The following is a 22,485-nucleotide window of genomic DNA, read 5'->3' as shown; positions in this document are numbered from 1 at the left end:
TCCGACTTGTTCGGCGCCGTGCTGCCCTGGCCGGTGCCGCCCGGCGAGGCAGCCGACGGTGACGCCCGCGCCCGCCCCGCCCGCGCGGTCGGGGCGCTGGTGGTGCTCGACGCTGGCGAGCTCGCCCTGTTCGTCGAGCGCGGCGGCAAGACGGTGCTCACGTTCACCCCGGACCCGGCGCCGGCCGTCGCCGCGCTCGCGCGGGCCCCGCGCGGGCTCGGCGGCCTCACGATCGAGCGCATCGACGGCGACCCGGCGCTGAGCCACCCCCTCGCCGCGGCGTTCCTCGACGCCGGCTTCGCCCGTACCCCGAAGGGGCTACGGCTGCGCTGATCCCGTAGCCGTCAGGCCGATTCCCGCCGCACCAGCGTGAGCATCCCCTCCGGCCGCGGCGACCGCTCGATCTCCGTGCCGGTCAGGCGTTCGATCACCTCGGCGGCGATCTCCCCCGCCACTTCGTCGACGTCGAGCACCACCGTGGTGAGCGGCGGGTCGGCGAACGGCGCCGTCGGGATGTCGTCCACGCCGATCACCGCCGGCCGCCGGTCTCCGGTCAGTCCCGAGTCGCGGGCGGCCGCGAGCAGCGCCATGGCGTATTCGTCGTTGTAGGCGCAGATCCCGGTCACAGCGCCGTCCGCGCACCCCAACTCCGCCAGGGCCGTCCGGGCCCCGTCGGGCGTGAGCGGCATGACGGCGTTCATGCACTCGACGCCGGCATCGGCGCACGCCTCCTCGGCGCCGGAGCGCCGGGGCACCGCGAAGCGCTGCAGGCGTGGATCCGCCGGGGAGACCACGCCGATGCGGCGACCGCCGGCCAGCAGCTCCCCGGCCTGGAGACGACCGATCCGAGTGTCGATCGACCCGTCCTGCCCCGCCAGAAGATCGCCACTCATGGACACGTCCACGACGTGTTCGATGCCGAGTTGTTCGAGCAGGGCCCGCTCGCCGTCGCTGAACGCCTCGAACGTGAGCACGGCATCAGGAGTCACCCTGCTCCACACCGACCGGCCGCTCCGGCCGCCCGTGCGGGGCACGGTGAGCATCGTCAGCCCGGCATCGTCCAGGAGCCCCGCGAGCCGCTCGGTCACCCTGACCAACGCCGGACCGACCGGCGTGTCGGGGAGCACGAACAGCACGACCTCGGATCGCCCGGTGCGTAGGGTGCGCGCCGCGGCCGACGGCATGTACCCCAGCTTGCGGGCGGCGTCCCACACCCGCCTCCGGGTGACCTCCGGGATCGTCTGGTTGGGCGCGTCGTTGAGCACGAAGCTGACGGTGGCGCGGGACAGGCCCGCCTCGTTCGCGACGTCGGTGCTGGTGACACGCCGCCGGGCCGCACCCGCCCGGTGTACTCGGGACTGCTCCATATGACGTGCTCCTCATGACCGAGCCTTGCCGTACCGGCTCTGTGTGACCTATCCTACTTACACCTGCAAGTGACACGAGTTAGTGACACGGGTCAGCGACTCGGACAAGTCCGCTCGGCACCACTCCCTCGCTCGCACACGCAGGATCCGCACCACCCCGGGCAGCGTTGCCCGGCATAGAGATTGAAGACACCGATGTCGCCGATGCCCGACCCGGAGCCACCCGCTCCACTCTCCGGCTCCGCTCTCCCGATCGACCACAGAGCCCGACTCCAGCCGGGCATCATCCAGCCCCGCGCCCTCCAGCCCGGCACCGCCGACGTCCCGATACCCGAGCACCTCGCCGCCGCGTCCGCGCAGCCCGCGCCGGTCGGCCGGCTGTTCGTGACGCTCTACGCGCTCGCGTACATGGGCACGTGGCTGGCGCTGATGTGCCCCGTCCTGGTGACGTTGTCGCTCAAGATGACGGCGCTGGTCGGATCCGACCGCGCACCCGGGCAGCTCGCACTCGTGACCGGCACCGGCGCCCTGCTGGCGATGTTCGGCAATCCCCTGTTCGGCAGCCTGTCGGACCGCACCACCTCGCAGTTCGGCATGCGGCGCCCGTGGATGCTCATCGGCTTCGCCGGCGGACTGGTCGGCATCGTCATCGTCGCCGTCGCGCCGACGGTGCCGGTGGCCCTCGTGGGCTGGTGCATCACCCAGCTGATGTTCAACGCCGTACTCGCGACGCAGACCGCGGTTCTACCCGATCACGTCCCGGCGAAGCAACGCGGCACGGTCTCCGGCATCCTCGGCATCTGCATGCCCATCGCGCTGGTGATCGGCAGCTACATCGTCCAGTTGTTCTCGCCGGATCAGTTCCTGATGTTCGTCGTCCCCACCGTGATCGCGGCGATCCCCGTCATCGCCTTCGCCGTCCTCCTGAAGGACCGCAGGCTCGCACCGGCCGACCGGATCCCGTTCTCCGCCAAGGAGTTCGCGAGCAGCTTCTACGTCAACCCGCTCGCGAACCGGGACTTCTCATGGGCGTTCGTGAGCCGGTTCCTGTTCATCCTGGCGTACTCCTTCCTCACCACGTACCAGACCTTCTACCTCATCCACCGGGTCGGCGTCGGTGCGGACGACGTCGCCCACGTCGTGTTCCTGGGCACGCTCGCCAACTCCACCGTCTGGATCGTCCTCAGCCTCGTCGGCGGCCCACTGTCCGACCGGCTGCGCCGCCGCAAGCCGTTCGTACTCACCGCCTCCGCGGTGTACGGCATCGCCCTCGTGGTGCTCGCGGTCGCGACACACCAGAACGGCTACCTGATCGCCATGACGATCGCCGGGCTGGGCATGGGCGTGTACATGGCCGTCGACCTCGCGCTGGTCACCGACGTCCTGCCCGACACCGAGCACGCCGCCAAAGACCTGGGCGTGTTCAACATCGCCAGCGCACTGCCGCAGTCGATCGCACCGGCGATCGCACCGGCGATCCTCGCCGTCGGCGGCAGGAGCTACAGCTTCCTGTACGCGGTGGCGGCCGTCGTCGCGGTGCTCGGCGCCCTCGCAGTGCTCCGCGTCCGGTCGGTCCATTGAGCACGGAACCATCGGGACGTATATCCGTCACCGAGACAGGAGAATTCGACACATGACCACCACACGGACCGACCTCGAGCAGCTGATCGCCGACCGCGTCGCGGGCCTGACCCTCGAGCAGAAGGTCCGCCTGCTCACCGGGGCGGACTTCTGGTCGCTGTACCCGGAGCCGGCAGCGGGCCTGCGCCGCCTGGTCGTCTCCGACGGGCCGGCCGGCGTGCGCGGCGAGACCTGGGACGAGCGCAGCCCGTCGGCGAACGTCCCGTCACCCACCGCGCTGGCAGCCACCTGGGACCTCGAACGGGTGTCCGCGATCGGTCGCATCATCGCCGGGGAGGCCCGCCGCAAGGGTGTCGACGTGGTCCTCGCGCCGACCATCAACCTGCACCGCACCCCGTACGGCGGCCGGTACTTCGAGAACTACAGCGAGGATCCGACGCTGACCGCCGCGATCGGCGCCGCATACATCTCGGGCGTGCAGTCGGGCGGGGTCGGCGCCACCGCCAAGCACTTCGTGGCCAACGACACCGAGACCGACCGCTTCACGTACGACGCGATCATCGACGAGCGGACCCTGCGCGAGGTGTACCTCGTCCCCTTCGAGGCCGCGGTACGGCAGGCCGGCGTGTGGGCCGTGATGGCCGCGTACAACTCGGTCGACGGAGCCACGATGACCGAGTCGCCGCTGCTGCGCGAGGTGCTGCAGGGCGAGTGGGGTTTCGACGGGGTCACCATGACCGACTGGTATGCGGGGCGCTCGCTCGCGGCGGCGTCGGCCGGGCTGGACCTGCTGATGCCGGGGCCGACGGGCCCGTGGGGCGACGCGCTCGTCGCAGCGGTGCGGGCCGGCGAGGTCCCCGAGGGCGCGGTCGACGACAAGGTGGCCCGCATCCTGCGCCTGGCGGCACGCGTCGGCGCGCTCGACGTCACGGAATCCGCCGTCCCGCCGTCGTACACCGACGGTCAGGTGGCCGCCGAGCTGCGCGCCGCCGCGGCGGACGGCTTCGTACTGGCTCGCAACGAGGCGGCCGCGAGCGCCGACAGCGCCGCGCCCCTGCTCCCTCTCCGGGCGGTCACCAGGGTCGCCGTCGTCGGCCCCAACGCCACCCCTGGCCGCAACCTCGGCGGCGGCAGCGCCACCGTCTACCCCGCGCACGTGGTGTCGCCGCTCGACGGGATCCGCGCAGCCCTGGGCGACGGCGTCGATGTGCGCTACGCGCGGGGCGGGCGCACCACCGAGCGCGACACCCCCGCCCCGGTCGAGTGGCTGTCCACGCCCGACGGTGAGACCGGCGTGCGACTCGAGTTCGTCGACGGTGACGGTGCCGTGCTGCACACCGAGACACGGCGCGCCACCTCGTTCACCTGGCTCGGCGACGTCGCCCCCGGCGTCCCGCTCGCGGCGGTCGCCGCGGTGCGGGCGCGCACGACGCTGCGCGTCCCGGTCGCGGGGACGTACCGGCTCGGCATCAGTGGCGTCGGCGCGTTCCGCCTCGCGGCCGACGGCATGGTCCTGCTCGACGAGACCGTGTCGCTGCCCGAAGGCGCCGATCCGGTGGAGGCCGTGATGAGCCCGCCGCAGGTGGCCGTCGAGGTGGCGCTCGACCCCGCACGGCCGGTCGAGCTGGCGCTGTCGCACCCGGTCGCCACCGGCGGCGGTTTCGGCGATGCCGCTGTCAGCATGCTCGGATTCTCGCTCACCGCAGACGCCGAGGCCGATGCCGACGTCGAGCTCGCCGAGGCCGAGACGCTGGCCGGATGGGCCGACGTCACCATCGCGGTCGTCGGCACCACCGAGGAGGTCGAGTCCGAGGGCACCGACCGGAGGACCCTCGCGCTGCCGGGGCGGCAGGACGAGCTGGTCCGGCGCATCGTCGCAGCGAATCCGCGGACCGTGGTCGTGGTGAACTCCGGTGCGCCCGTTCTGCTCCCGTGGGCGGACGACGTTCCCGCGGTGCTGTTGGCGTGGTTCCCGGGCCAGGAGTTCGGCGCGGCACTCGGCGACGTGCTCACCGGCGTGGCCGAACCCGGCGGCCGCCTGGCCAGCACCTGGCCGCTCGACGAGGAGGGGCTGCCCAGCACCACCCCGGTCGACGGCCGGCAGTGCTACGAGGAGGGCCTGCACATCGGCTACCGCGCCTACCAGCGCGACGGCCGCACACCGCGGTTCCCGTTCGGCCACGGACTCGGCTACACCGGATTCCAGTTAGGCTGCGCCACAATTGTTCCCGCTGGCGAAGGCGTACGTATCGACGTCCCGGTGCGGAACACCGGCGACCGCCGGGGCAAGATCGTGGTCCAGGTGTTCGCGTCCCGGCCGGACTCGGCGCTCGAGCGCCCGGTGCGCTGGCTCGCCGGGTTCGCGACGGCGCGGGTCGACGCAGCCGCCGAGGCGACGGTCACCGTCGACATCCCGGCCCGCGCGTTCCAGCACTGGGACGCCGCGGCCGGCGAATGGGCCACGGAGCCGGGCATGTTCGCCCTGGAAGCGGGGACGTCGATCGCCGACCTGGGCCCGGCGGTGACCGTGACCCGCTGACGGTTCACGCAGCTCGAACCATTCACAGCCGAATCGCGAACGCCGACCTCCGAATGGGTGAGCGGCTTCGCCCCGGATCGATAGCGGAACACGTCGGGCGACGCCCAGGGCGTGCCGAACTCGGCGATCTGGGTGGAGAGGGTACCGATCACCTCGATGAGCTGCTCGTCGTAAGAGTCCCGCGCGCTCGCGGCGTGCAGCAGAGCCACCACGTTGTGCGTGGCGGTGGCGACGTCGCGGTGGAACCTCTTGTCGATTCTCGTCTCTCCCGGCTCGACGTCGGGTGTCGCCTCAGCCGCGATCGCGGTTCACGGGTGCGGCGGGGGCTTGACGGCGCGGCGTTCGTCGACGACCTCGTCGCCCCGCGACGGGAACCGGCGCACCGGCGATCGGCGCCTACGCCGGGCAGAACTCCTCGGCTGGCGCGGAACCTTCCGGGCCGTCGCGGTCCTCGCCGCGCTCGCGGCACTCGTCATCGCCAGGTTCACCCCCGTCGACGTCCCCGACCACGGACCGTCCGTCCGCACCGAACTCCGCGCCATCGGCACCCGGGCCGGCGCATCCGCCCTCGAGTCGTCACTCGGCGGCCTGGCGGCACTGCTGATCATGGCGGCGCTACGCCTGACCGGGCCCGCGAATCGCGGCTGACCGGCAACGTCGTCCACCGGCGACGACGATCCGCTCGAACCGCCCACAGGTGCATCGCCGCAGTGCCACGATCGAATGATGACCAACAACGTGTACCGAGTAATCGAGGTCGTCGGTTCGTCGCCGGACGGCACCGACGCGGCCATCGCCAACGCAGTGGCCCGCGCATCCCAGACGGTTCGGAACCTCGAATGGTTCGAAGTCGTCGAGACGCGCGGTCACATCGAGGACGGCGCGATCGCCCATACGCAGGTAACGGTGAAGATCGGCTTCCGTATGGAGTCCTGACGACCTCACGGGCGGGGGTGACGCTCCCGCTCCAACCCGTCGAGGGCCGTGGCCGTCACCTGCCGCCCGACGGCGATCACCTCGGCGGCCCGGTGGAAGTCCAGGCTGCGGCACACGGTGCGCGGGATCTCGATGAGCAGGTCCGGCGGGTACGCGGCGAGAGTGTGCCGGGCGAGCGCAGCCTGAGCGATATCGATGGTGCGGTTCATCACCTCGAAGCCGCCGAGCCGGGGCGCCGACGGTGCCGGCACGTCGTCGGCGACCAGCGGGTCGATGTGCCGATCGGGATCGGCCGGCACGTCGCCGTAGTCGTACCCCTCGGGCACGAACCGCCCCAGCACCGCGCGCCCGGAGGTCGTCTCCAGTAGCGACCGCACCGCCTTCGTCTCGAGTAGCGACGACGTGCTGCGCCACATCCGGCCCAGTCGATCCGCCGTGCGCGACTCCGTGTGGGCGAGCCGGGCCTCGGGATCGTCGCCACCGAGGCTCACCGCGATGGTCAGGTCCGCGTTGACCGCGGAGATCGGCGCCATGGGGATCGGCTCGAGGATCCCGCCGTCCGCGAGCAGCCGCCCGTCGAGGACGTGCGGCGCGATCACGCCGGGGATCGCGATCGACGCGCGGATCGCCTCCGACAGCGACCCGCGTTGCAGCCACACGGATCGGCCGGCGATCAGGTCCGTGGCCACGGAGGTGAACGGGATCGGCAGGTCCTCGACGGCCACATCACCCACGATGTCCCGGACCGCGCCGATGATCTTCTCCGCCCGCAGCACCCCCGCCGCGGTCACCGACGGGTCCAGCAGCCGCAGCACCGCGCGCTGGTTGAGCGACCGCACCCAGTCCGTGTACTCCCGCAGGGCCCCGGCGGCCTGCAGCCCGCCGACCAGCGCCCCCATCGATGAGCCGGCCACCCCCACCACCTCATGACCGCGCGCCGTGAGCTCGTCGATGACGCCGATATGCGCGTAGCCGCGCGCTCCTCCACTCCCCAGCGCCAACGCGACCCGCATGGCCTCATTCTGCGCCTCGCCGCCCGGTCCGCCGCGCGCGCCCGCCGATCCGGGCGCTCGACCCGCGAGGAACCGCCGCTCAGCCGACCACGGTGCCGGACGATTCGGCGTTCGGCGCGCGCCGGCGGGAGAACGAGCCGAGGTCGATCTCCCGGCCCGACACCCGACCGCGATAGCGCACCGGTTCGGCGTCGTGGTCGTGCCCGGCCCGGGTCGCATCGATGATCTCCGCGAGGAACTCCCCGGCCAGGGGCGCGTTCTTGAACTGGTTTCCGCTGGTGCCCATCGCCACGTAGAAGCCGGGCGCCTCGGTTCGGTCGTACACCGGCGTCCAGTCGCTCGCCACGTCGTACACGCCGGCGATCCCGCTGGGCCGCGACGGCACCCCGAGCGCCGGGAAGCGCCGCGCGAGACGCAGCACCTGCGCCTCGAACCGCTCCGCCGTACGGCGGCCGTCCACCGTGTCCGGGTCGTCGACCCACTCGAGCGGATCGCACTCGGGTTCCGTTCCTCCGACGAGGAACCCGCCGCCCGGCTCCGGCCGGGAATAGGTACCGAGGTCCATGTCCGCGAGCGCGGGACCGAGGCCCCCGTCCGGGTTGTAGCCCGACGGGGGCCGCACGTGGTGCACCTCCTGCCGCAGGGGACGCACGGAGACGGTCCAGCCGTCACCCACCCCGGCGAGCGCATTCAGCCCGCCGGACCACGGGCCCGTCGCGTTCACGACGATCGGCGCGGCGAGCTCGGTGCCGTCGTCGAGGGTCAGCCGCCACACCTCGTCGCGTTCCAGCGCGACGACCCTGCTGCGGTACCGGAACACCGCCCCCGCCCGCACAGCCGCGTCGGCGAGCCCCGCCGCGGCCAGGCGCGGGTCGTCGACGAAGCCACCGTCGGGCGTGTACAGCGCGCCGATCTCGCCGTGGGCATCGGCGAGGAACTCCGCCGAGTGCACAGGCGCGGGCGGGAAGTACCGCCCCGCATCGATTCCCGGGATCCGCCGCGTCAGTTCCGTTGCATCCCAACGCTCGTACGGCACACCCGCGGCATCGAAGAGGGCGGCGGTTCGATCGGCAGGCGCCGCGTCGACGTCGAGGAACACCATGCCCACCCGGTGGAACCGGGCCACCGGAACATCCTGCGGCAGACCGAGATACCCGCGCCAGTTTCGCCAGCAGTGCGACGACTCCCAGGCGGTCAGGACGCCGTCGAGCGTGGAGTAGTTGAACCGGATCATCGCGCTCGAGGCGCTGGTCGACCCGTATCCGGCGCCGCCGGCCTTGTCGACGACGGTGACGTGGTACCCCCGGCTGGCCAGCTGCAGCGCGATCGACGAGCCGATCACCCCCGCCCCGACGACGACGGCGATCGCTGGATCGTGGAGCCGTATCACTATGCCACGGGTCCGGTGGTGCCCCGCACGACGAGGTGCGGCGCCAGCTCGACGGTGCGTGACCCGTCCTGTCCATCGCCCGCGCCCCGCAACCCCTCACCCAGCCGGGCGACGGCGAGACGCACTGCGCCGCGGGCGAGTTCCGCGGCGTCCTGCCGCACGGTGGTCAGGTCCAGATGCGCGAGGCGGGCGGCGCGGCTGTCGTCGAAGCCCACGACGGACACCTGCCCCGGGACGTCCACGCCGGCCCGACGAAGCTCCACGACCACCCCGACCGCCGCCTGGTCGTTGCCCGCGACGATCGCCGTCGGCAGTTCCCCGGCCGCGAGCAGCCTACGCACGCACTCGGCACCGTCGGATTCCGCGAACCCGCCGGCGATCACCGTCGGCGCCAGCCCGTGTCCGCGCATCGCGGCCTGGTAGCCCGCTCGCCGCTCGGCGGCGCCCGACGCGGCCCCGCCGTCGAGGTGCACGATGCGGCGGTGTCCCAGCGCGACCAGGTGCTCGACCGCGGACCGGGTCCCGGCGCCGTCGTCGGTGTACACGCCGTCGAACGCCGAACCCGCTGCGCGCCGCCCGATCCCGACCGCGGGCAGACCGCCGCCCACCTCATCGACCTCGATACCGCCCAGCAGGATGATCGCCTCGCAGCGCGACGCGACCAGCGCATCCACCGCGCGCCGCTCGTCCCGGCCCGACACGACGGCGCTCAGCACCACGTCGTATCCGGCCGCCTCCGCCGCCGCGTAGATGTGCTCGACCAGATCGGCGTGGAACGGGTCGGCCGCTCGGAACATCACGCCCAGTAGGCGGCTCGACCGACTGCGCAGCAGCTGCGCGGCGACGTCCGGGCGGTAGCCCAGCTCGTCCGCCGCGGCCCGCACCTTGACCCGCGACGCCTCGCTCGGGCCGGCCGCGTCGCGGATCACCAGCGACGCCGTGGCGCGTGACACGCCCGCCCGCCGGGCCACGTCGAGCAGCGTCGGGCGGCGTACCGAAGCCCCCTCCTCGGCCATCCCCACCTCCGACGTCGTGGACTCGAGATCGGTCCAAGTGTGCACTTGACACGGCGGTGATGTCGACCACATACTTCCCTGGCCGCGATTTAGATCGATCTAAACCGCTTGAGAACGCCGCCGGAAGGGATGCAGCACACCATGATTCGGGAGACGACGCCCGCTGCGCGCTGGGGCATGCTGTCCACCGCCGACATCGGCCGGACGGTGGCGGCCGCGCTCCGCTCGTCGCAGACCGCCGAGCTGGTCGCCGTCGCGGGCCGCCACGGCGCCAAGGCCGCCGCGTTCGCCGCCGAGCTCGGCATCCCGACCAGCTACGGCTGTTACGACGCGCTGCTGGCCGACGACTCGATCGACGCCGTGTACATCCCGCTGCCGAACACGCTGCACGCCGAGTGGACGATCCGGGCGCTGCGCGCGGGCAAGCACGTGTTGTGCGAGAAGCCGTTCGCGCTCACCCCCGCCGAGGTCGATGCCTGCTTCGACGCGGCGGACGCCGCCGACCGATGGTGCATCGAGGGCTTCATGTGGCGCCTGCACCCGCAGACGCTGCTCACGTCGAAGTTGCTGGCAGACGGCGTCATCGGCGACCTGGCGACGGTGCGTGCCTCGCTCACCGTGGACGCACCGGCAGGCAATATCCGCCGGCGCACCGACCTCGGCGGCGGCGCGCTGTGGGACCTCGGCTGCTACTGCGTCAGCGCGATCCGCCTGTTCGCCGGACGCCCCGCCGCGGTCGGCGCGACGCAGATCGTCGATCCGCTGGCGACCGGCGAGGGCCACGACCTGCGCATGGTCGCCCACTTCACGATGCCGCGGAACGTGCTGGGGCAGTTGGACGTCGGCCTCGACCTCACCCGTCGCGACCTCCTCGAGCTGGTCGGCACGCGCGGCCGGATCGTCGTACCCGACCCGTGGCTGTGCCGGGCGGGTTACGTCACCGTCGTCCGCGACGGTCACGAGGAGCGGTTCGAGGCAGATCCGTCCGGCGAGTACGGGCTGGCCCCCGCCGCCCCCCACAACACCGACGCCTACCGGATCGAGTTCGAGGCCGCGAGCCACGCCATCACCACGCGGCAGGCGCCCCGCTTCGGCCGGGCCGACGCGGCGGAGCAGGCCGAGGTGATCGACGCCGTCCGCCGCTCCGCGACCGCACGCCGCACCGTCGAGCTCACCACCACCGTCTGATCCACCCGAGGAGACCCCGTGACCGCACCCCTGAGCGTCGGAGTCGTCGGCTGCGGCAACGTCGCGCTGAACTTCCACGTACCCGCCTACCTCGCCCTTCCCGGCGACTACACGCTCGTCGGCCTCGCCGACCCGTCACCCGATCGGCTCGCCGCGGGCGCTCGGATCGCCGGACTGGACGACTCTCACCTGCACACCGACGCAGCCGAGCTGATCGCCCGCGCCGATGTCGACGTGATCGACGTGTGTACGCCGCAGCATCTGCACCGCGACCTGGTGGTCGCCGCAGCGCGGGCCGGCAAGCACATCATGTGTGAGAAGCCCCTCGCCGCAACGCCGTCCGATGCCGCGGCGATGGTCGCGGCTGCGGCCGCCGCGGGTGTCCGACTCGCGGTGATGCACAACTACCTCTTCTTCCCGGAGGTCGTGGCGCTACGTGGGCTGATCGACGACGGCGAGCTGGGCACGGTGCGCACCGTCACCGTCGACATGCTGGGCGTGGTCGACTCCCCCGGCGCCGGCGGCTCGGTGTGGCGGCACGACCCCGCGCAGTCAGGCGGCGGCGTGCTGGTCGACATGCTGCACGGCGTATACCTCGCCGAGCACCTGCTGGGCGAGCAGGCCACGGCCGTATCGGCTTTCGTCGACTCGGTGATCGACGGTGACCGGGTGGAGGGCATCGCGCTCTGCCGCCTGGAGGCGGGCCGCCGAGTAGCGCTCGTGAACATCGCGTGGGGCGTGGGCCAGGGCGGCATCGCCGTCGAAGGCACCGGCGGTCGTGCGGTCGTCCGCTACCGCGGCGACGGGACCCCGCCGTGGGCGCCGTTCGAATCACTGACCGTCACAACGCCGTCGGGCGGCACGCGAACCGTCGACCTGGCAGGTGGGCAGGAGCTGGCTCAGCTCATCGCCGACGCCGTGCGCGACACCGTCGCCGACCTCGCCGCGGCCGTTCGGACCGGCCGCGCTCCGGCGGCCGACGGCGCCGTGGGCCTGCACACCCTCGAGGAGACGGTCGCGGCGTACGCGTCCGCGGCGTTGCGCGCCACCGTCGACCTGCCGCTGACGGGCGCCCTGCACGATCGCGGCGTCGGAGCGCTGGCCTACCTCGACGTAGCCCCGCAGTCGCTCGTCGCACAGCGGGCGCTGTTCGGGCCCGCGAACAGCGCTGCGGCGAATAGCGCTGTGTAACGCGAAGATACCCCACCACACCCCGAAAGGAACCCCATCATGGAACTGGGCCTGCTCACCGACAGCCTGTCGGAGCTGACCCGCGACCAGGCCCTCGACTTCGCCGCCGAACTCGGTATCGACACAGTCGAGATCGGCCTGGGCGGCACGCACGGCGGCTGGTCGCCGGCGCCGCACGCCGACCTGCGCGAGCTGCTCGACGACGGTGCCGAGCGGACCCGGCTGCACACCGACGTCACGGCCCGAGGCCTCCGCCTGGAGGCCCTCAACGCGTCCGGCAACCCGCTGCACCCCGTGCACGGCGAGCGCGACGACGCGGTCCTGCGCGGCGCGCTGCGGCTGGCCGAGGATCTCGAGATCGGCACCGTGGTCACCATGTCCGGGCTGCCGGCGAAGCCCGGCGACACCTTCCCCGCGTGGATCACCACCGTCTGGCCGCCGGAGAACCTGCAGCTGCTGGAGCACCAGTGGGAGGTCGCGATCGACTACTGGGGCGGCGTCGCCGAGGAGGCCCGGCGGCGCGGCGTGCGGATCGCCGTCGAGATGCACGCCAACCAGCTCGTCTACAGCGTGCCGGGGCTGCTCCGTCTGCGTGCGGCCGTCGGCGACACCGTCGGCGTGAACTTCGACCCCAGCCACCTGTTCTGGATGGGCGCCGACCCGATCGCCGCCGTCGATGCGCTCGCGGGGACCATCCATCACGTGCACGCCAAGGACACGACGATCGAGCCCCTGGCCGCGGTGCGGTCGCATCTCGAGACCGTCCCCAACGAGCGGTTCGCCGAGCGCGCCTGGAACTACGTCGCAGTGGGCCGCGGCAACGGGGTCGAGTTCTGGACCCGGTTCGTCACCGCGCTGCGCGCGGCGGGCTACAACGGCCCCCTGTCCATCGAGAACGAGGACTACGCAGTGGGACAGCGTGACTCGGTGGCCCTGGCGGCGAAGACGCTGCGCGGGGCCTTGAGCTGATCGCAGCCCTGCACCGACCACAGCCCTGCACTGACCGCGGTCGGCGCACGACCGCGCCGACCGCGGGCCTGCGTCAGTACCGGATCAGGCCCCGGACGTTCTCGGCTCGGCGCATGGCCGCGTAGCCCTCGTTGACCTGGTCCAGCGTGTACTCCCGGGTGATCATCTCGTCCAGCTTGAGCTGCCCCTCCATGTACAGCCGCAGGAGGTGGGGGATGTCGAAGCGGATGTTGGCGTTGCCGAACCACGCGCCCTTGAACGTCTTCCGCATCGCGGTGAGATCGAACAGGCTCAGCTGCACGTCCATGTCGGCGACGGGGCCCACCGAGACCTGAACGCACACACCGCCCTTCGCGACCAGGCTCATGGCCTGCGCCACGAGATCGCCGCGCGCCACATCGACGGTGATGAGCACCTTGTCGGCCATGTGGCCCCAGGTGAGGTCCTGCAGGAGCGTGGTCGCCTCCTCGATCGACGCGACCGCGTGCGTGGCACCGAAGATCTTGGCCTGCTCACGCTTGAACGGCGACGGGTCCACCAGCACGACGTGCCGGGCGCCCGCGAGGTGCGCCCCCTGTACCGCTCCGCAACCCACACCACCCATGCCGAGGACGACCACGGTCTCGCCGGCCTGCACCTCCGCCGCGTACACGGACGAACCCCAGCCGGTGGTGACACCGCAGCCGACGAGGGCCGCCTTGTCGAGCGGGATGTCGTCGGTGATCTTGACGCACGACGCCTCGTTCACCACGGTGTGCGGGCTGAAGGTGCCGAGCAGGCACATGATGCTCGCGTCCTTCCCGCCGATGTGGTGCCGCGACGTCGCGTCCGAGATCTGCAGTCCGAGCATGAGATCCGCACCCATGTCGCAGATGCTGGACTTGCCCGTGGCGCACTCGCGACATCGACCGCAGGCGGGGATGAAACCGAGCGCCACGTGGTCGCCCACCTCGAGGCTCCGCACGCCCGGCCCCACCGCCGTGACGATGCCGGCACCCTCGTGCCCGCCGATGAACGGGTAGATCTCGAGCGGGACACTGCCGTCTCGCACGTGCTCGTCCGAGTGGCACATGCCCGACGCCGCGAGCTCCACCCGCACCTCGCCGTACTTGGGCTCGTCGAGCTCGAGCTCCTCGATCTGCCAGTCCTCGCCGGGTGCGAAAATCACTGCGGCCTGCGTCTTCATCGTCTCGAGCTCCTCATCTGCACCGGGTGTGATGCACCACACATTCTTCTCCGGTCGATCCATGCGCAGTTGGCAATCTGTGCACACCCGTTGCCCGTCGGCGCACCATCGGTCGACACCCCGTGGGTGATTTTCAGACACTATGAGAATATGTGTTCCAATTTTATGGCGCCGTTCGATTTGTCGTGTAAGCTGGATCACATCGGATCGAAGGAGGTGAACACATGATCCCCGGACCCATCAGCACTGATGAATACCTGCGGCGTCTCGAAGCATTCGAACACGCCACCACCGGCCTGGCCGAAGCGGACCCGGGCATGCTCACCCCGAAGCAGGCCCTCGACGCGATGGTGCGGATCGAACGGTGCCACCGCCGCCTGTCGCCGGTGACGACCCGGATCGCGGGCACCTGCGACCGGCTCGGCGTCCCCGGGCAGCTCGGCTTCCGCAATCTGAAGCAATTGCTCGTCGCCGCCCTGCGGCTGTCGGGTGGGGAGGCCGCTGCCCGCGTCAAAGCGGTGCACTACCGGGCCTGGTCGACGACGCCGACCGGGGAAACCGTCGCGCCGCGGCACCCGCTGCTGGCTCAGGCACAGGTCGACGGGGACATCTCGGATGCCCACGCTGCCGCCGTCGAGAAGGCGATCGAACGGTGCCGACGCCGCCTCACCGGCGACCAACTCGACCAGCTCGAGGACATCCTCACCGGACTCGCCCGGGAGTCCACCCCCGACGCGGTGCGCAAAGCCGCGAAGCATGCCGCGGACACGGTCGACCCCGACGGCGCCGAACCCGACCCCGAGCAGGCCAGACGCGCGCGGAGCCTCGATGCCGCGCCGCAGGACGACGACGGCCTCACCGACCTCGACGCCACCCTCGACGCGGCGACCCGGGCCATGTTGGACGCGGTGATCGCGAAGTGGGGGCGGCCCGGGGTGTGCAACCCCGCCGACCCCGCGCCGCTCGACGACACCGCGCACGCGTCCGAGCAGGAGTTGGCCGCCGCCGCGAAGCGGGACGAGCGGACCCCCACCCAGCGGCGCCACGACGCCCTCACGCACGCCCTGCGCCTCGCACTCGGGCACGCCGGAACACACCGCGGACTACCCGCGATGGTGATCGCGACCATGACCGTCGATCAACTCACCAGCCTCGCCGGCACCGCGACCACGGCCACCGGTGGCACCCTGCCCGTCGCCGATGCGCTACGTCTCGCCGGCGGACATCCGCGCTACGTCCTCCTCACCGACGTCGCGAGCCGCCCGCTGTGGCTCGGCCGCACTCGACGCCTCGCCGCTCCCGACCAGCGGATCGCCCTCTACGCCACCGAGAAGGGCTGCAGCGCACCCGGATGCGACGTGCCGCCCGCGTTCTGCGCCGTCCACCACATGGATGAGTACGCCGCCGGCGGGACGACGGACATCGACAACCTCACCCTCGTCTGCGACGCCCACCACGCCACCGTCAGCCCCGACGGAAACCACACCGCGCCCGTCGCCGACGGCCCCTACCGCGGACGCGCCGGATGGAGCCACCCCCGGATCGCGGGCGGCGCGGTGCGTGTCAACCACACCCACGACTGCACCGAGCTCTATCGGCAGGCCCTGGAACGCTGGACGCTCACCCGCAGCGCGTGGCTGCGCTCCTACAACCAGCGCACGATGGCCGCGAGCGAGCACGCCGCCCACGTGCAGCAGATCGGCCCCATCCACGACGAGATCGCGGCCGTGCTCGACGGCCCCACCGGAGGTGAGATCCTCGAACGCCTGCTCGCGGAGCACGACGCCGCGACCCCCTGGGACACCCACGCCTGCACCATGAACGGCGCCACACCGACCCGTGGACAGCGCAACGTGCCGGTGTCGCTCGTCAAGACCAGCATCCGTAAGCGCTACACGCACGGTCGCACCACAGGCGACCGCAGCACAGACCCCGGCTGAGCCGGGACGCCGATCAGTCCAACCGATGCACCCGGTACTCCGACGGAGTGCAGCCGACCTCGGCGCGGAACATCCGGGACAGGGCCGCGGCGCTCGCGATCCCCCAGCGCGCGCCGATCGCGGACACTGTCGCACCCGCCAGCGCAGGATTGGCGAGGTCGTGACTGATCCGTTCGATCCGTCGGCTGCGGATCCAACCGCTGACCGTCTCGCCGTGCTCGCCGAACAGCTTCTGCAGGTAGCGCACTGAGACGTGATGCTCGGCGGCGATCTCGCGAACGGTCAGGCCCGGATCCGACAGCCGGGCGGCGATCCCGGTCTGGATCTCCAGCAGCAGACTCCGCCGCCGCGCATCTCCCGCGGGGGCCGCGTCTATCCGGTCGGCGAGAGCGGCGGTGAGCAGGTCCAACACGGCGTCGCCGACGACGGGATCGCTGCGCACCGGCAGGGTCTCCAGCTGCCGGCCGAGCTCGGCGAGCAGCCGGGAGACCAGCGCCGGCAGACCCGAGCGACCGTCGAACCGCACCGCGGTCAGCTCGGCGAGCCTGGGCCGCGGGATCCGCAGACGCGCAGCCGGGACCATGACCACGAAGACGGCGAACGGGTCACCGTAGTCCAGGCGGTAGGGGCGGCTGGTGTCGTACACCGCGAAATCGCCCGCCCCGAGCACGGTGGCCCGCCCGTCCTGCACGACCGTCCCGCTGCCCGCGAGTTGCAGGCCGACCTTGACGAATCCCGGGTCGTCCGCGGCGATCTCGCGACGGGTGCGAGACACCGTCACCCTGCTGGCCGCCACCGTGCTGATCGCGAGCCCACCCATCGCCTGCGCCACCAGCCGGCCCGTGAACTCCGCGGGCTCCGCCGTCGCGGCCCGCAACGGCACGAAGCTGCTGCGCACCGTCTCACACCACGCGTCGAACCGGTCCGCGCGGGCGACGTCCGCGGAGTCGAATCGGGTGCCGAACGACATCGCCGTCGCCTCAATCGCGCGGTCGACGATCGAGCAGCCTGCGTGCCTTACCCACCGAGCGCTCGAGCCCGCCGGGCCCGACGACGTCGACGGCCACGGTCACGCCGATCTTGTCCTTGATCAGCCGCTGCAGCGCCGCGCCCGCCGGTGTGTGCGCGCCGGACGGGGCGTCGGGGCGGTGCTCGACGCGCACGGTGAGCTCGTCCATGCGGCCGGGCCGCGTGAGGATGCACTGGAACTGCGGTGCAAGGGCATCGATCCCGAGGATCAGCTCCTCGATCTGCGTCGGGAACAGGTTGACGCCGCGCAGGATGATCATGTCGTCGGTGCGGCCGGTGACCTTCTCCATCCGCCGCATCGTGCGCGCGGTGCCCGGCAGCAGGCGGGTGAGATCCCTTGTGCGGTAGCGGATGATCGGCGTCGCCTCCTTCGTCAGCGAGGTGAACACCAGCTCGCCGTGCTCACCGTCGGGCAGCACCTCGCCGGTGGTCGGGTCGATGATCTCCGGGTAGAAGTGGTCCTCCCAGATGTGCAGTCCGTCCTTGGTCTCCACGCACTCCTGGGCCACGCCCGGGCCCATCACCTCCGACAGGCCGTAGATGTCCACAGCGTCGATGTCCATGTCGCTCTCCAGCTCCGAGCGCATCCGCTCGGTCCAGGGCTCGGCACCGAACACCCCGACCCGCAGGGACGTCGACCGCGGGTCGATGCCCATCGCGATCATCGTGTCCACGATCGTGAGCATGTACGACGGGGTCACCATGATCGCGTCGGGCTGGAAGTCGCAGATCAGCCGCACCTGCTTCTCGGTCTGCCCGCCGGACATGGGGATCACCGCGCAGCCGAGCCCCTCGGCACCGTAGTGGGCGCCGAGGCCGCCGGTGAACAGGCCGTACCCGTACGCGACGTGCACCCGGTCCCCGGGCTTCACGCCCGCCGCACGCAGCGATCGCGCCACCACATCGGCCCACGTGGATATGTCCCTCGCGGTGTATCCGACCACCGTGGGCCAGCCGGTGGTGCCCGACGAGGCGTGGATCCGCGAGACCTCCGCGCGCGGAACGGCGAACATGCCGAAGGGGTAGTTCTCCCGCAGATGCGCCTTCGTGGTGAACGGGAACCGCGCCAGGTCCGACAGTTCCCGGCAGTCGCTCGGGTGCACGCCCGCGGCGTCGAAGGCCTTCCGGTAGTGCGGGACGTGCTCGTAGGCGTGGGCGAGCGACCACCGCAGACGCTCGAGCTGGAGCGCCGCGATCCGGTCGCGCGAGGCGAATTCGATGTCGTCGGTGGGGGTGGCGGTGGTCATGCGTCCGGCTTCCTGGGGTTCGTCGGCTACGTGCGACTCACGCGTCGAAATCGACGGTGACGGCGTCGCCGATCGGGTAGGTCTGGCAGGTGAGGACGAATCCGGCGGCCACCTCGTCGTCCTCGAGGGCGTAGTTGCGGCGCATGTCCACCTCGCCGCACAGCACCCGCGCGCGGCAGGTGCCGCACACACCGCCCTTGCAGGCGAACGGCAGATCCGGGCGGAACGCCTCGGCGCCGTCGAGGATCGTGTCCGCCCGCGCGAGGGTGCCCGTCACGCTGCGGCCGTCGAGGACGACGGTGACCTCGCTGCGCGGGCCGGTCACGCCCGGCTCGCGGTGCCTCTCCTGCGGCGGCGGGGTGCCGTCGTCGACGTAGAACAGTTCGCGGTGGATCCGCTGGCGCTCCACACCCAGGTCGGCCAACACGGATTCGGCGTCGGTCACCATGCCGTGCGGGCCGCACAGCCAGAAGTGGTCGACGTCGCTGGTCGGGATCACCGTCTGCAGCAGCTCGCGCAGCCGGCCGGAATCGATTCTGCCGGTGAATAGTTCCACATCCCGCGGTTCCCGCGACAGCACGTGGACGACGTCGAAGCGGTCGTGGTAGCGGTCCTTGAGATCGGCGATCTCGTCGGCGAACATCACCGACCGGGTGCGCCGGTTTCCGTACACGAGGATCACCTGCGCTGCGGGATTCGCGAGCATGGTGGCCGCGATGGACAGCATCGGCGTGATCCCCGACCCGGCCGCGATCAGCAGGTGCACGCCGCCGGCGGCGGGGTCGGCGGCGAACGCGCCGCCGGGGCCCTGGACATCGATGGTGTCGCCCGCGCGGACCCGGCGGACCAGCCAGGTGGAGAACAGGCCGTCGGTCACCTCGCGCACGCCGACGCGCGGCGGGGCGCCCACGGGGGCGCAGATCGAGTACGAGCGCCGCTGCTCGACTCCGTCGACCACGCGCCGCAGGGTGAGGGACTGCCCTGCGGCGAAGGCGAACTCGTCCGCCAACTCCGCGGGCACGGCGAAGGTGACGGCGACGGCGTCGTCGCACAGCGACTCGACGTCGCTGACGACGAGCGGGTGGAACCCGCGGGCCCTGTTCGGTGTAGGTGCCTGGTCGGAGACCGCCGAGCTCATCAGATCTCCTTGACGTGGTCGAAGGGTTCGCGGCAGTCCAGGCAGCGGTACAGCGCCTTGCACGGCGTGGCACCGAATTCGGAGTCGAGGCGGGTGGCGGTGGAGCCGCAGACGGGACAGGCGACGGTGCGTCGCCGCGGAGCGAGGGTGATCGGTATCGGTCCGTCGGTGCAGCGGGGCGCGGCGCCGGGTGTGGAATACCCTGCGGCGCGCAGCTTCTCGCGGCCGGTCTCGGTGATCCAGTCGGTGGTCCACGCCGGGGAGAGCGCGGTGCGGATGGTGACGTCGCCGAATCCGGCGGCGTGCAGCGTGCACTCGATGTCGGCGCGGATGGCGCCCATCGCGGGGCAGCCCGAATACGTGGGGGTGATCGTCACGTCCACCCGGCCGCCGTGCTCCGCGACCTCCCGGACGATGCCGAGGTCGGCGAGGGTCACCTGCGGCATCTCGGGATCGAGTACGCCGCCGACGACGTCCCGGGCGGCGGTGACGAAGTCACTCGGACAGGCGGTCACCGTCACCACCTCCCCTCGGGGTGTGCCCGGGCGACGGACTGCATCTCGCCGAGGATCCGGCTCAGGGCCTCGGTGTGCAGGCCCTCGCGTCCCGCCCGGCCGCCGACGCGACCGACGGACACACCCACCGGTACATCCACGCCGCCGGCGGCGAACACCAGCGCGATCGCCTCGTCGAACTCGCCCCGCGCGTCGCTCGGGTCGACCGCGACCCCGACGGCGCTGAGCGCGAGCTCCTCCGGTGTCGCCACGAACAGCTCGGGCACGTACGGCCACACCCGCGTCAGCGCCTCCTCGGTGCGGCGGCGGGACTCGGCGGTGCCCAGGGCGAGCGTGACCACCCACCGCGCCGCGTAGTCGCGGTGGTAGGTCAGCTCTTTCACGCCCTTCTGCGCCACCGCGGCCAGCACGGGATCCCGCGATCCGCGCAGCCGGTCGAACACCGCGAGCCGCCAGGTCGTGAACGCCAGCAGACGGACCACCGTCGTGGCGAAGTCGCCGTTGTCGAGCTCGACGAGCCGCACGTTGCGGAAGTCGGGCGCGTCGCGGAAGAAGGCCAGCGCGTCCTCGTCGGGCACGGGTGAGGTGTCCGAGACGAACGGCGCCACAGCGGGATCCGCCGCGGCGGCGCGGGCCAGCAGCAGGCGAGCCTGGCCGACGAGGTCGAGGCCGACGTTGGCGAGCGCCACCTCCTCCTCCAGCTCCGGCGCACGGGTGGACCATTCGGCGAGCCGCTGGGCGGAGATCAGTGCGTCGTCGCCCAGCATCAGGCAGTAGGCGGCCAACGTCGGCGCGTCGACGTCGGCGGGTACGGTCGTGTCGACGCCCGCCAAAGGGTCGTCGAAACGTGTGCCGAAGGCCCACTGTCCGTGCGCATCTGCGTCCAGGAGACCGTCGTACGCGTTGTCGTGGTCGATCATGGGGGCTGAAGTCCTCTCCGCCGGAGACTGCTGCGGGGTCACATGTGCGGGACGTCGTCGGGGATCTCGTAGAACGTGGGGTGCCGATAGACCTTGTCTCGGCTGGGCGCGAAGTACGGGTCCTTCTCCGACGGGCTCGACGCCGCGATGTCGCTCGACCGCACCACCCAGATGCTCACGCCCTCGTTGCGGCGGGTGTACACGTCGCGGGCGTGCCGTAACGCCATCTCGTCGTCCGCGGCGTGCAGCGACCCGACGTGGACGTGGTTGAGCCCGCGCTTACCCCGCAGGAACACCTCGTACAGCGGCCATTCCGCCCGGGCCTGCTCACTCATGGTGTGCTCCCTCATCGCTGCGAGCGGCGAAGGCGATCGCCGCCTCGCGGACCCACCCGCCGTTCTCGTGGGCGGCACGCCGGTTCGCGATCCGCTCGATGCTGGTGGCTCCGCGGCCCGTGACGACCTCGGTGAACTCCTGCCAGTCGGGCTCGCCGAAGTCGTACGAGCCGCGCTCGGCGTTCCACGCCAGGTCGGGATCGGGGAAGGTCACGCCCAGCACCTGCGCCTGCGGCACCGACATGTCGACGAAACGCTGCCGCAGCTCGTCGTTGCTGTGCCGCTTGATCTTCCACTTCATCGACTGCGCGGAGTTGGGCGAGCGGTCGTCGGGCGGCCCGAACATCATCAGCGCCGGCCACCACCAGCGGTTCACCGACTCCTGCACCATCGCCCGCTGCTCCTCGGTGCCCTTCATCATGGTCAGCAGCAGCTCGTAACCCTGCCGCTGGTGGAACGACTCCTCCTTGCACACCCGGATCATCGCGCGGCCGTAGGGACCGAAGCTGCTGCGACACAACGGCACCTGGTTGCAGATCGCCGCGCCGTCCACCAGCCAGCCGATCACCCCCACATCCGCGAATGTCAACGCCGGGTAGTTGAAGATCGACGAGTACTTCTGCTGCCCGGCGATCAGGGCATCGGTGAGGTCTGCGCGATCCGCGCCGAGCGTCTCGGCCGCGGAGTACAGGTACAGCCCGTGACCGGCCTCGTCCTGGACCTTCGCCATCAGGATCGCCTTGCGGCGCAGCGACGGCGCGCGGGTCAGCCAGTTGCCCTCCGGCTGCATGCCGATGATCTCGGAGTGGGCGTGCTGCGCGATCTGCCGGATGAGCGAGCGCCGGTAGCCCTCGGGCATCCAGTCCCGCGGTTCGATCCGCTGGTCGGACTCGACGGTGTGGAGGAAGCCCGCCTCCAGTTCGGCGGTGGTCTCGGCCATCTCGTGATCGCCTCCTGCTCGGGTCGATTCGGTGTCCGGTGGATT

21 protein-coding genes and 1 pseudogene are annotated in these 22,485 nt (G+C 71.6%); 9 read left to right on the top strand and 13 right to left on the bottom strand.

The window, feature by feature from the left end; all coding sequences use genetic code 11:
* Positions 1-333, top strand: a 333-nt coding sequence (locus tag ABD908_RS10165) for a hypothetical protein (protein WP_344994641.1), incomplete at its 5' end; no start/stop codon positions are given.
* Positions 334-344: 11 nt separating this feature from the next.
* On the opposite strand, the gene ABD908_RS10160 is transcribed toward ABD908_RS10165, so the two are convergent.
* The gene (locus ABD908_RS10160) at positions 345-1,367 is read right to left on the bottom strand and encodes a LacI family DNA-binding transcriptional regulator (protein ID WP_344994638.1); all 1,023 of its coding nucleotides are present in this window, start codon (positions 1,365-1,367) and stop codon (positions 345-347) included.
* A 204-nt stretch (positions 1,368-1,571) separates the two neighbouring features.
* Here ABD908_RS10160 and ABD908_RS10155 point away from each other — a divergent pair, with 204 nt between their 5' ends.
* Complete coding sequence (locus ABD908_RS10155) at positions 1,572-2,948, top strand: MFS transporter (RefSeq protein WP_344994635.1); 1,377 nt, start codon at positions 1,572-1,574, stop codon at positions 2,946-2,948.
* 52 nt (positions 2,949-3,000) lie between these two features.
* Positions 3,001-5,487 (top strand): beta-glucosidase family protein, encoded by a 2,487-nt coding sequence (locus tag ABD908_RS10150; RefSeq protein ID WP_344994632.1) that lies wholly within the window; start codon positions 3,001-3,003, stop codon positions 5,485-5,487.
* A 50-nt stretch (positions 5,488-5,537) separates the two neighbouring features.
* Here ABD908_RS10150 and ABD908_RS27630 read toward each other — a convergent pair.
* Positions 5,538-5,744, bottom strand: a pseudogene (locus ABD908_RS27630) (MmyB family transcriptional regulator); the annotation flags it as partial.
* 70 nt (positions 5,745-5,814) lie between these two features.
* On the opposite strand from ABD908_RS27630, the gene ABD908_RS10145 reads away from it, so the two are divergent.
* Positions 5,815-6,135: a hypothetical protein gene (locus tag ABD908_RS10145; RefSeq protein ID WP_344994629.1), complete on the top strand. Its 321-nt coding sequence runs from the start codon at positions 5,815-5,817 to the stop codon at positions 6,133-6,135.
* Positions 6,136-6,213: 78 nt separating this feature from the next.
* A complete protein-coding gene (locus tag ABD908_RS10140) occupies positions 6,214-6,423 on the top strand; it encodes a dodecin (protein WP_344994627.1) in 210 nt (69 codons plus the stop codon).
* A gap of 5 nt (positions 6,424-6,428) precedes the next feature.
* Here the strand turns inward: ABD908_RS10140 and ABD908_RS10135 are convergent, their stop codons facing one another.
* The 3 genes from ABD908_RS10135 to ABD908_RS10125 all read right to left on the bottom strand — a co-directional run bounded on the left by ABD908_RS10135 (position 6,429) and on the right by ABD908_RS10125 (position 9,887).
* Positions 6,429-7,436 (bottom strand): patatin-like phospholipase family protein, encoded by a 1,008-nt coding sequence (locus ABD908_RS10135; protein ID WP_344994625.1) that lies wholly within the window; start codon positions 7,434-7,436, stop codon positions 6,429-6,431.
* A gap of 79 nt (positions 7,437-7,515) precedes the next feature.
* Positions 7,516-8,826: an NAD(P)/FAD-dependent oxidoreductase gene (locus ABD908_RS10130; RefSeq protein WP_344994623.1), complete on the bottom strand. Its 1,311-nt coding sequence runs from the start codon at positions 8,824-8,826 to the stop codon at positions 7,516-7,518.
* Entirely contained in the window at positions 8,826-9,887 is a 1,062-nt protein-coding gene (locus ABD908_RS10125; protein ID WP_425584365.1) for a LacI family DNA-binding transcriptional regulator, read from the bottom strand. The genes ABD908_RS10130 and ABD908_RS10125 overlap by 1 nt, the downstream gene beginning before the upstream one ends.
* 96 nt (positions 9,888-9,983) lie before the next feature.
* Between ABD908_RS10125 and ABD908_RS10120 the strand changes: the two genes are divergently transcribed.
* The 3 genes from ABD908_RS10120 to ABD908_RS10110 are packed head-to-tail and all read left to right on the top strand — an operon-like array spanning position 9,984 to position 13,190.
* Entirely contained in the window at positions 9,984-11,030 is a 1,047-nt protein-coding gene (locus ABD908_RS10120; protein ID WP_344994619.1) for a Gfo/Idh/MocA family protein, read from the top strand.
* Between the two features lie 18 nt (positions 11,031-11,048).
* Positions 11,049-12,221 carry a Gfo/Idh/MocA family protein gene (locus ABD908_RS10115; protein ID WP_344994616.1) on the top strand — a complete coding sequence of 391 codons (1,173 nt, stop codon included), beginning with the start codon at positions 11,049-11,051 and terminating at the stop codon, positions 12,219-12,221.
* 39 nt (positions 12,222-12,260) lie between these two features.
* Positions 12,261-13,190 carry a sugar phosphate isomerase/epimerase family protein gene (locus ABD908_RS10110; protein ID WP_344994613.1) on the top strand — a complete coding sequence of 310 codons (930 nt, stop codon included), beginning with the start codon at positions 12,261-12,263 and terminating at the stop codon, positions 13,188-13,190.
* A 73-nt stretch (positions 13,191-13,263) separates the two neighbouring features.
* Here the strand turns inward: ABD908_RS10110 and ABD908_RS10105 are convergent, their stop codons facing one another.
* A complete protein-coding gene (locus tag ABD908_RS10105) occupies positions 13,264-14,376 on the bottom strand; it encodes an NDMA-dependent alcohol dehydrogenase (protein ID WP_344994653.1) in 1,113 nt (370 codons plus the stop codon).
* Between the two features lie 224 nt (positions 14,377-14,600).
* On the opposite strand from ABD908_RS10105, the gene ABD908_RS10100 reads away from it, so the two are divergent.
* Positions 14,601-16,316, top strand: coding sequence for an HNH endonuclease signature motif containing protein (locus ABD908_RS10100; RefSeq protein WP_344994610.1), 1,716 nt, complete (start codon positions 14,601-14,603; stop codon positions 16,314-16,316).
* Between the two features lie 13 nt (positions 16,317-16,329).
* Here ABD908_RS10100 and ABD908_RS10095 read toward each other — a convergent pair whose 3' ends face one another.
* From ABD908_RS10095 to paaA, 7 genes are read right to left on the bottom strand one after another with little or no spacing between them, the layout of a single operon-like run.
* Positions 16,330-17,286, bottom strand: coding sequence for an AraC-like ligand-binding domain-containing protein (locus ABD908_RS10095; RefSeq protein WP_344994607.1), 957 nt, complete (start codon positions 17,284-17,286; stop codon positions 16,330-16,332).
* A gap of 10 nt (positions 17,287-17,296) precedes the next feature.
* Positions 17,297-18,592, bottom strand: a complete 1,296-nt coding sequence (gene paaK, locus ABD908_RS10090) for a phenylacetate--CoA ligase PaaK (RefSeq protein WP_344994604.1) — start codon at positions 18,590-18,592, stop codon at positions 17,297-17,299.
* 37 nt (positions 18,593-18,629) lie between these two features.
* Positions 18,630-19,730 (bottom strand): 1,2-phenylacetyl-CoA epoxidase subunit PaaE, encoded by a 1,101-nt coding sequence (gene paaE / locus ABD908_RS10085; protein ID WP_344994600.1) that lies wholly within the window; start codon positions 19,728-19,730, stop codon positions 18,630-18,632.
* Positions 19,730-20,254, bottom strand: a complete 525-nt coding sequence (gene paaD, locus ABD908_RS10080; protein ID WP_385921897.1) for a 1,2-phenylacetyl-CoA epoxidase subunit PaaD — start codon at positions 20,252-20,254, stop codon at positions 19,730-19,732. The genes paaE and paaD overlap by 1 nt, the downstream gene beginning before the upstream one ends.
* Entirely contained in the window at positions 20,248-21,165 is a 918-nt protein-coding gene (gene paaC / locus ABD908_RS10075) for a 1,2-phenylacetyl-CoA epoxidase subunit PaaC (RefSeq protein WP_344994594.1), read from the bottom strand. Before paaC ends, paaD begins: the two co-directional genes overlap by 7 nt.
* A 38-nt stretch (positions 21,166-21,203) precedes the next feature.
* Positions 21,204-21,500 carry a 1,2-phenylacetyl-CoA epoxidase subunit PaaB gene (gene paaB, locus ABD908_RS10070; RefSeq protein ID WP_344994591.1) on the bottom strand — a complete coding sequence of 99 codons (297 nt, stop codon included), beginning with the start codon at positions 21,498-21,500 and terminating at the stop codon, positions 21,204-21,206.
* A complete protein-coding gene (gene paaA / locus ABD908_RS10065) occupies positions 21,493-22,440 on the bottom strand; it encodes a 1,2-phenylacetyl-CoA epoxidase subunit PaaA (RefSeq protein WP_344994588.1) in 948 nt (315 codons plus the stop codon). The genes paaB and paaA overlap by 8 nt, the downstream gene beginning before the upstream one ends.
* Positions 22,441-22,485: the final 45 nt, after the last annotated feature.

This window comes from Tsukamurella soli (assembly GCF_039541155.1).
Taxonomy (GTDB): Bacteria; Actinomycetota; Actinomycetes; order Mycobacteriales; family Mycobacteriaceae; genus Tsukamurella; species Tsukamurella soli.
Note: the sequence above shows the minus strand (reverse complement) of the source record. Positions and strands in the feature narration are given on the sequence as shown.

Coding starts and splice junctions, on each gene's coding strand:
- ABD908_RS10160 (WP_344994638.1), bottom strand. CDS start 1,367: ATGGAGCAGTCCCGAGTACACCGGGCGGGTGCGGCCCGGCGGCGTGTC.
- ABD908_RS10155 (WP_344994635.1), top strand. CDS start 1,572: ATGCCCGACCCGGAGCCACCCGCTCCACTCTCCGGCTCCGCTCTCCCG.
- ABD908_RS10150 (WP_344994632.1), top strand. CDS start 3,001: ATGACCACCACACGGACCGACCTCGAGCAGCTGATCGCCGACCGCGTC.
- ABD908_RS10140 (WP_344994627.1), top strand. CDS start 6,214: ATGACCAACAACGTGTACCGAGTAATCGAGGTCGTCGGTTCGTCGCCG.
- ABD908_RS10135 (WP_344994625.1), bottom strand. CDS start 7,436: ATGCGGGTCGCGTTGGCGCTGGGGAGTGGAGGAGCGCGCGGCTACGCG.
- ABD908_RS10120 (WP_344994619.1), top strand. CDS start 9,984: ATGATTCGGGAGACGACGCCCGCTGCGCGCTGGGGCATGCTGTCCACC.
- ABD908_RS10110 (WP_344994613.1), top strand. CDS start 12,261: ATGGAACTGGGCCTGCTCACCGACAGCCTGTCGGAGCTGACCCGCGAC.
- ABD908_RS10105 (WP_344994653.1), bottom strand. CDS start 14,376: ATGAAGACGCAGGCCGCAGTGATTTTCGCACCCGGCGAGGACTGGCAG.
- ABD908_RS10100 (WP_344994610.1), top strand. CDS start 14,601: ATGATCCCCGGACCCATCAGCACTGATGAATACCTGCGGCGTCTCGAA.
- ABD908_RS10095 (WP_344994607.1), bottom strand. CDS start 17,286: ATGTCGTTCGGCACCCGATTCGACTCCGCGGACGTCGCCCGCGCGGAC.
- paaK (WP_344994604.1), bottom strand. CDS start 18,592: ATGACCACCGCCACCCCCACCGACGACATCGAATTCGCCTCGCGCGAC.
- paaE (WP_344994600.1), bottom strand. CDS start 19,730: ATGAGCTCGGCGGTCTCCGACCAGGCACCTACACCGAACAGGGCCCGC.
- paaC (WP_344994594.1), bottom strand. CDS start 21,165: ATGATCGACCACGACAACGCGTACGACGGTCTCCTGGACGCAGATGCG.
- paaB (WP_344994591.1), bottom strand. CDS start 21,500: ATGAGTGAGCAGGCCCGGGCGGAATGGCCGCTGTACGAGGTGTTCCTG.
- paaA (WP_344994588.1), bottom strand. CDS start 22,440: ATGGCCGAGACCACCGCCGAACTGGAGGCGGGCTTCCTCCACACCGTC.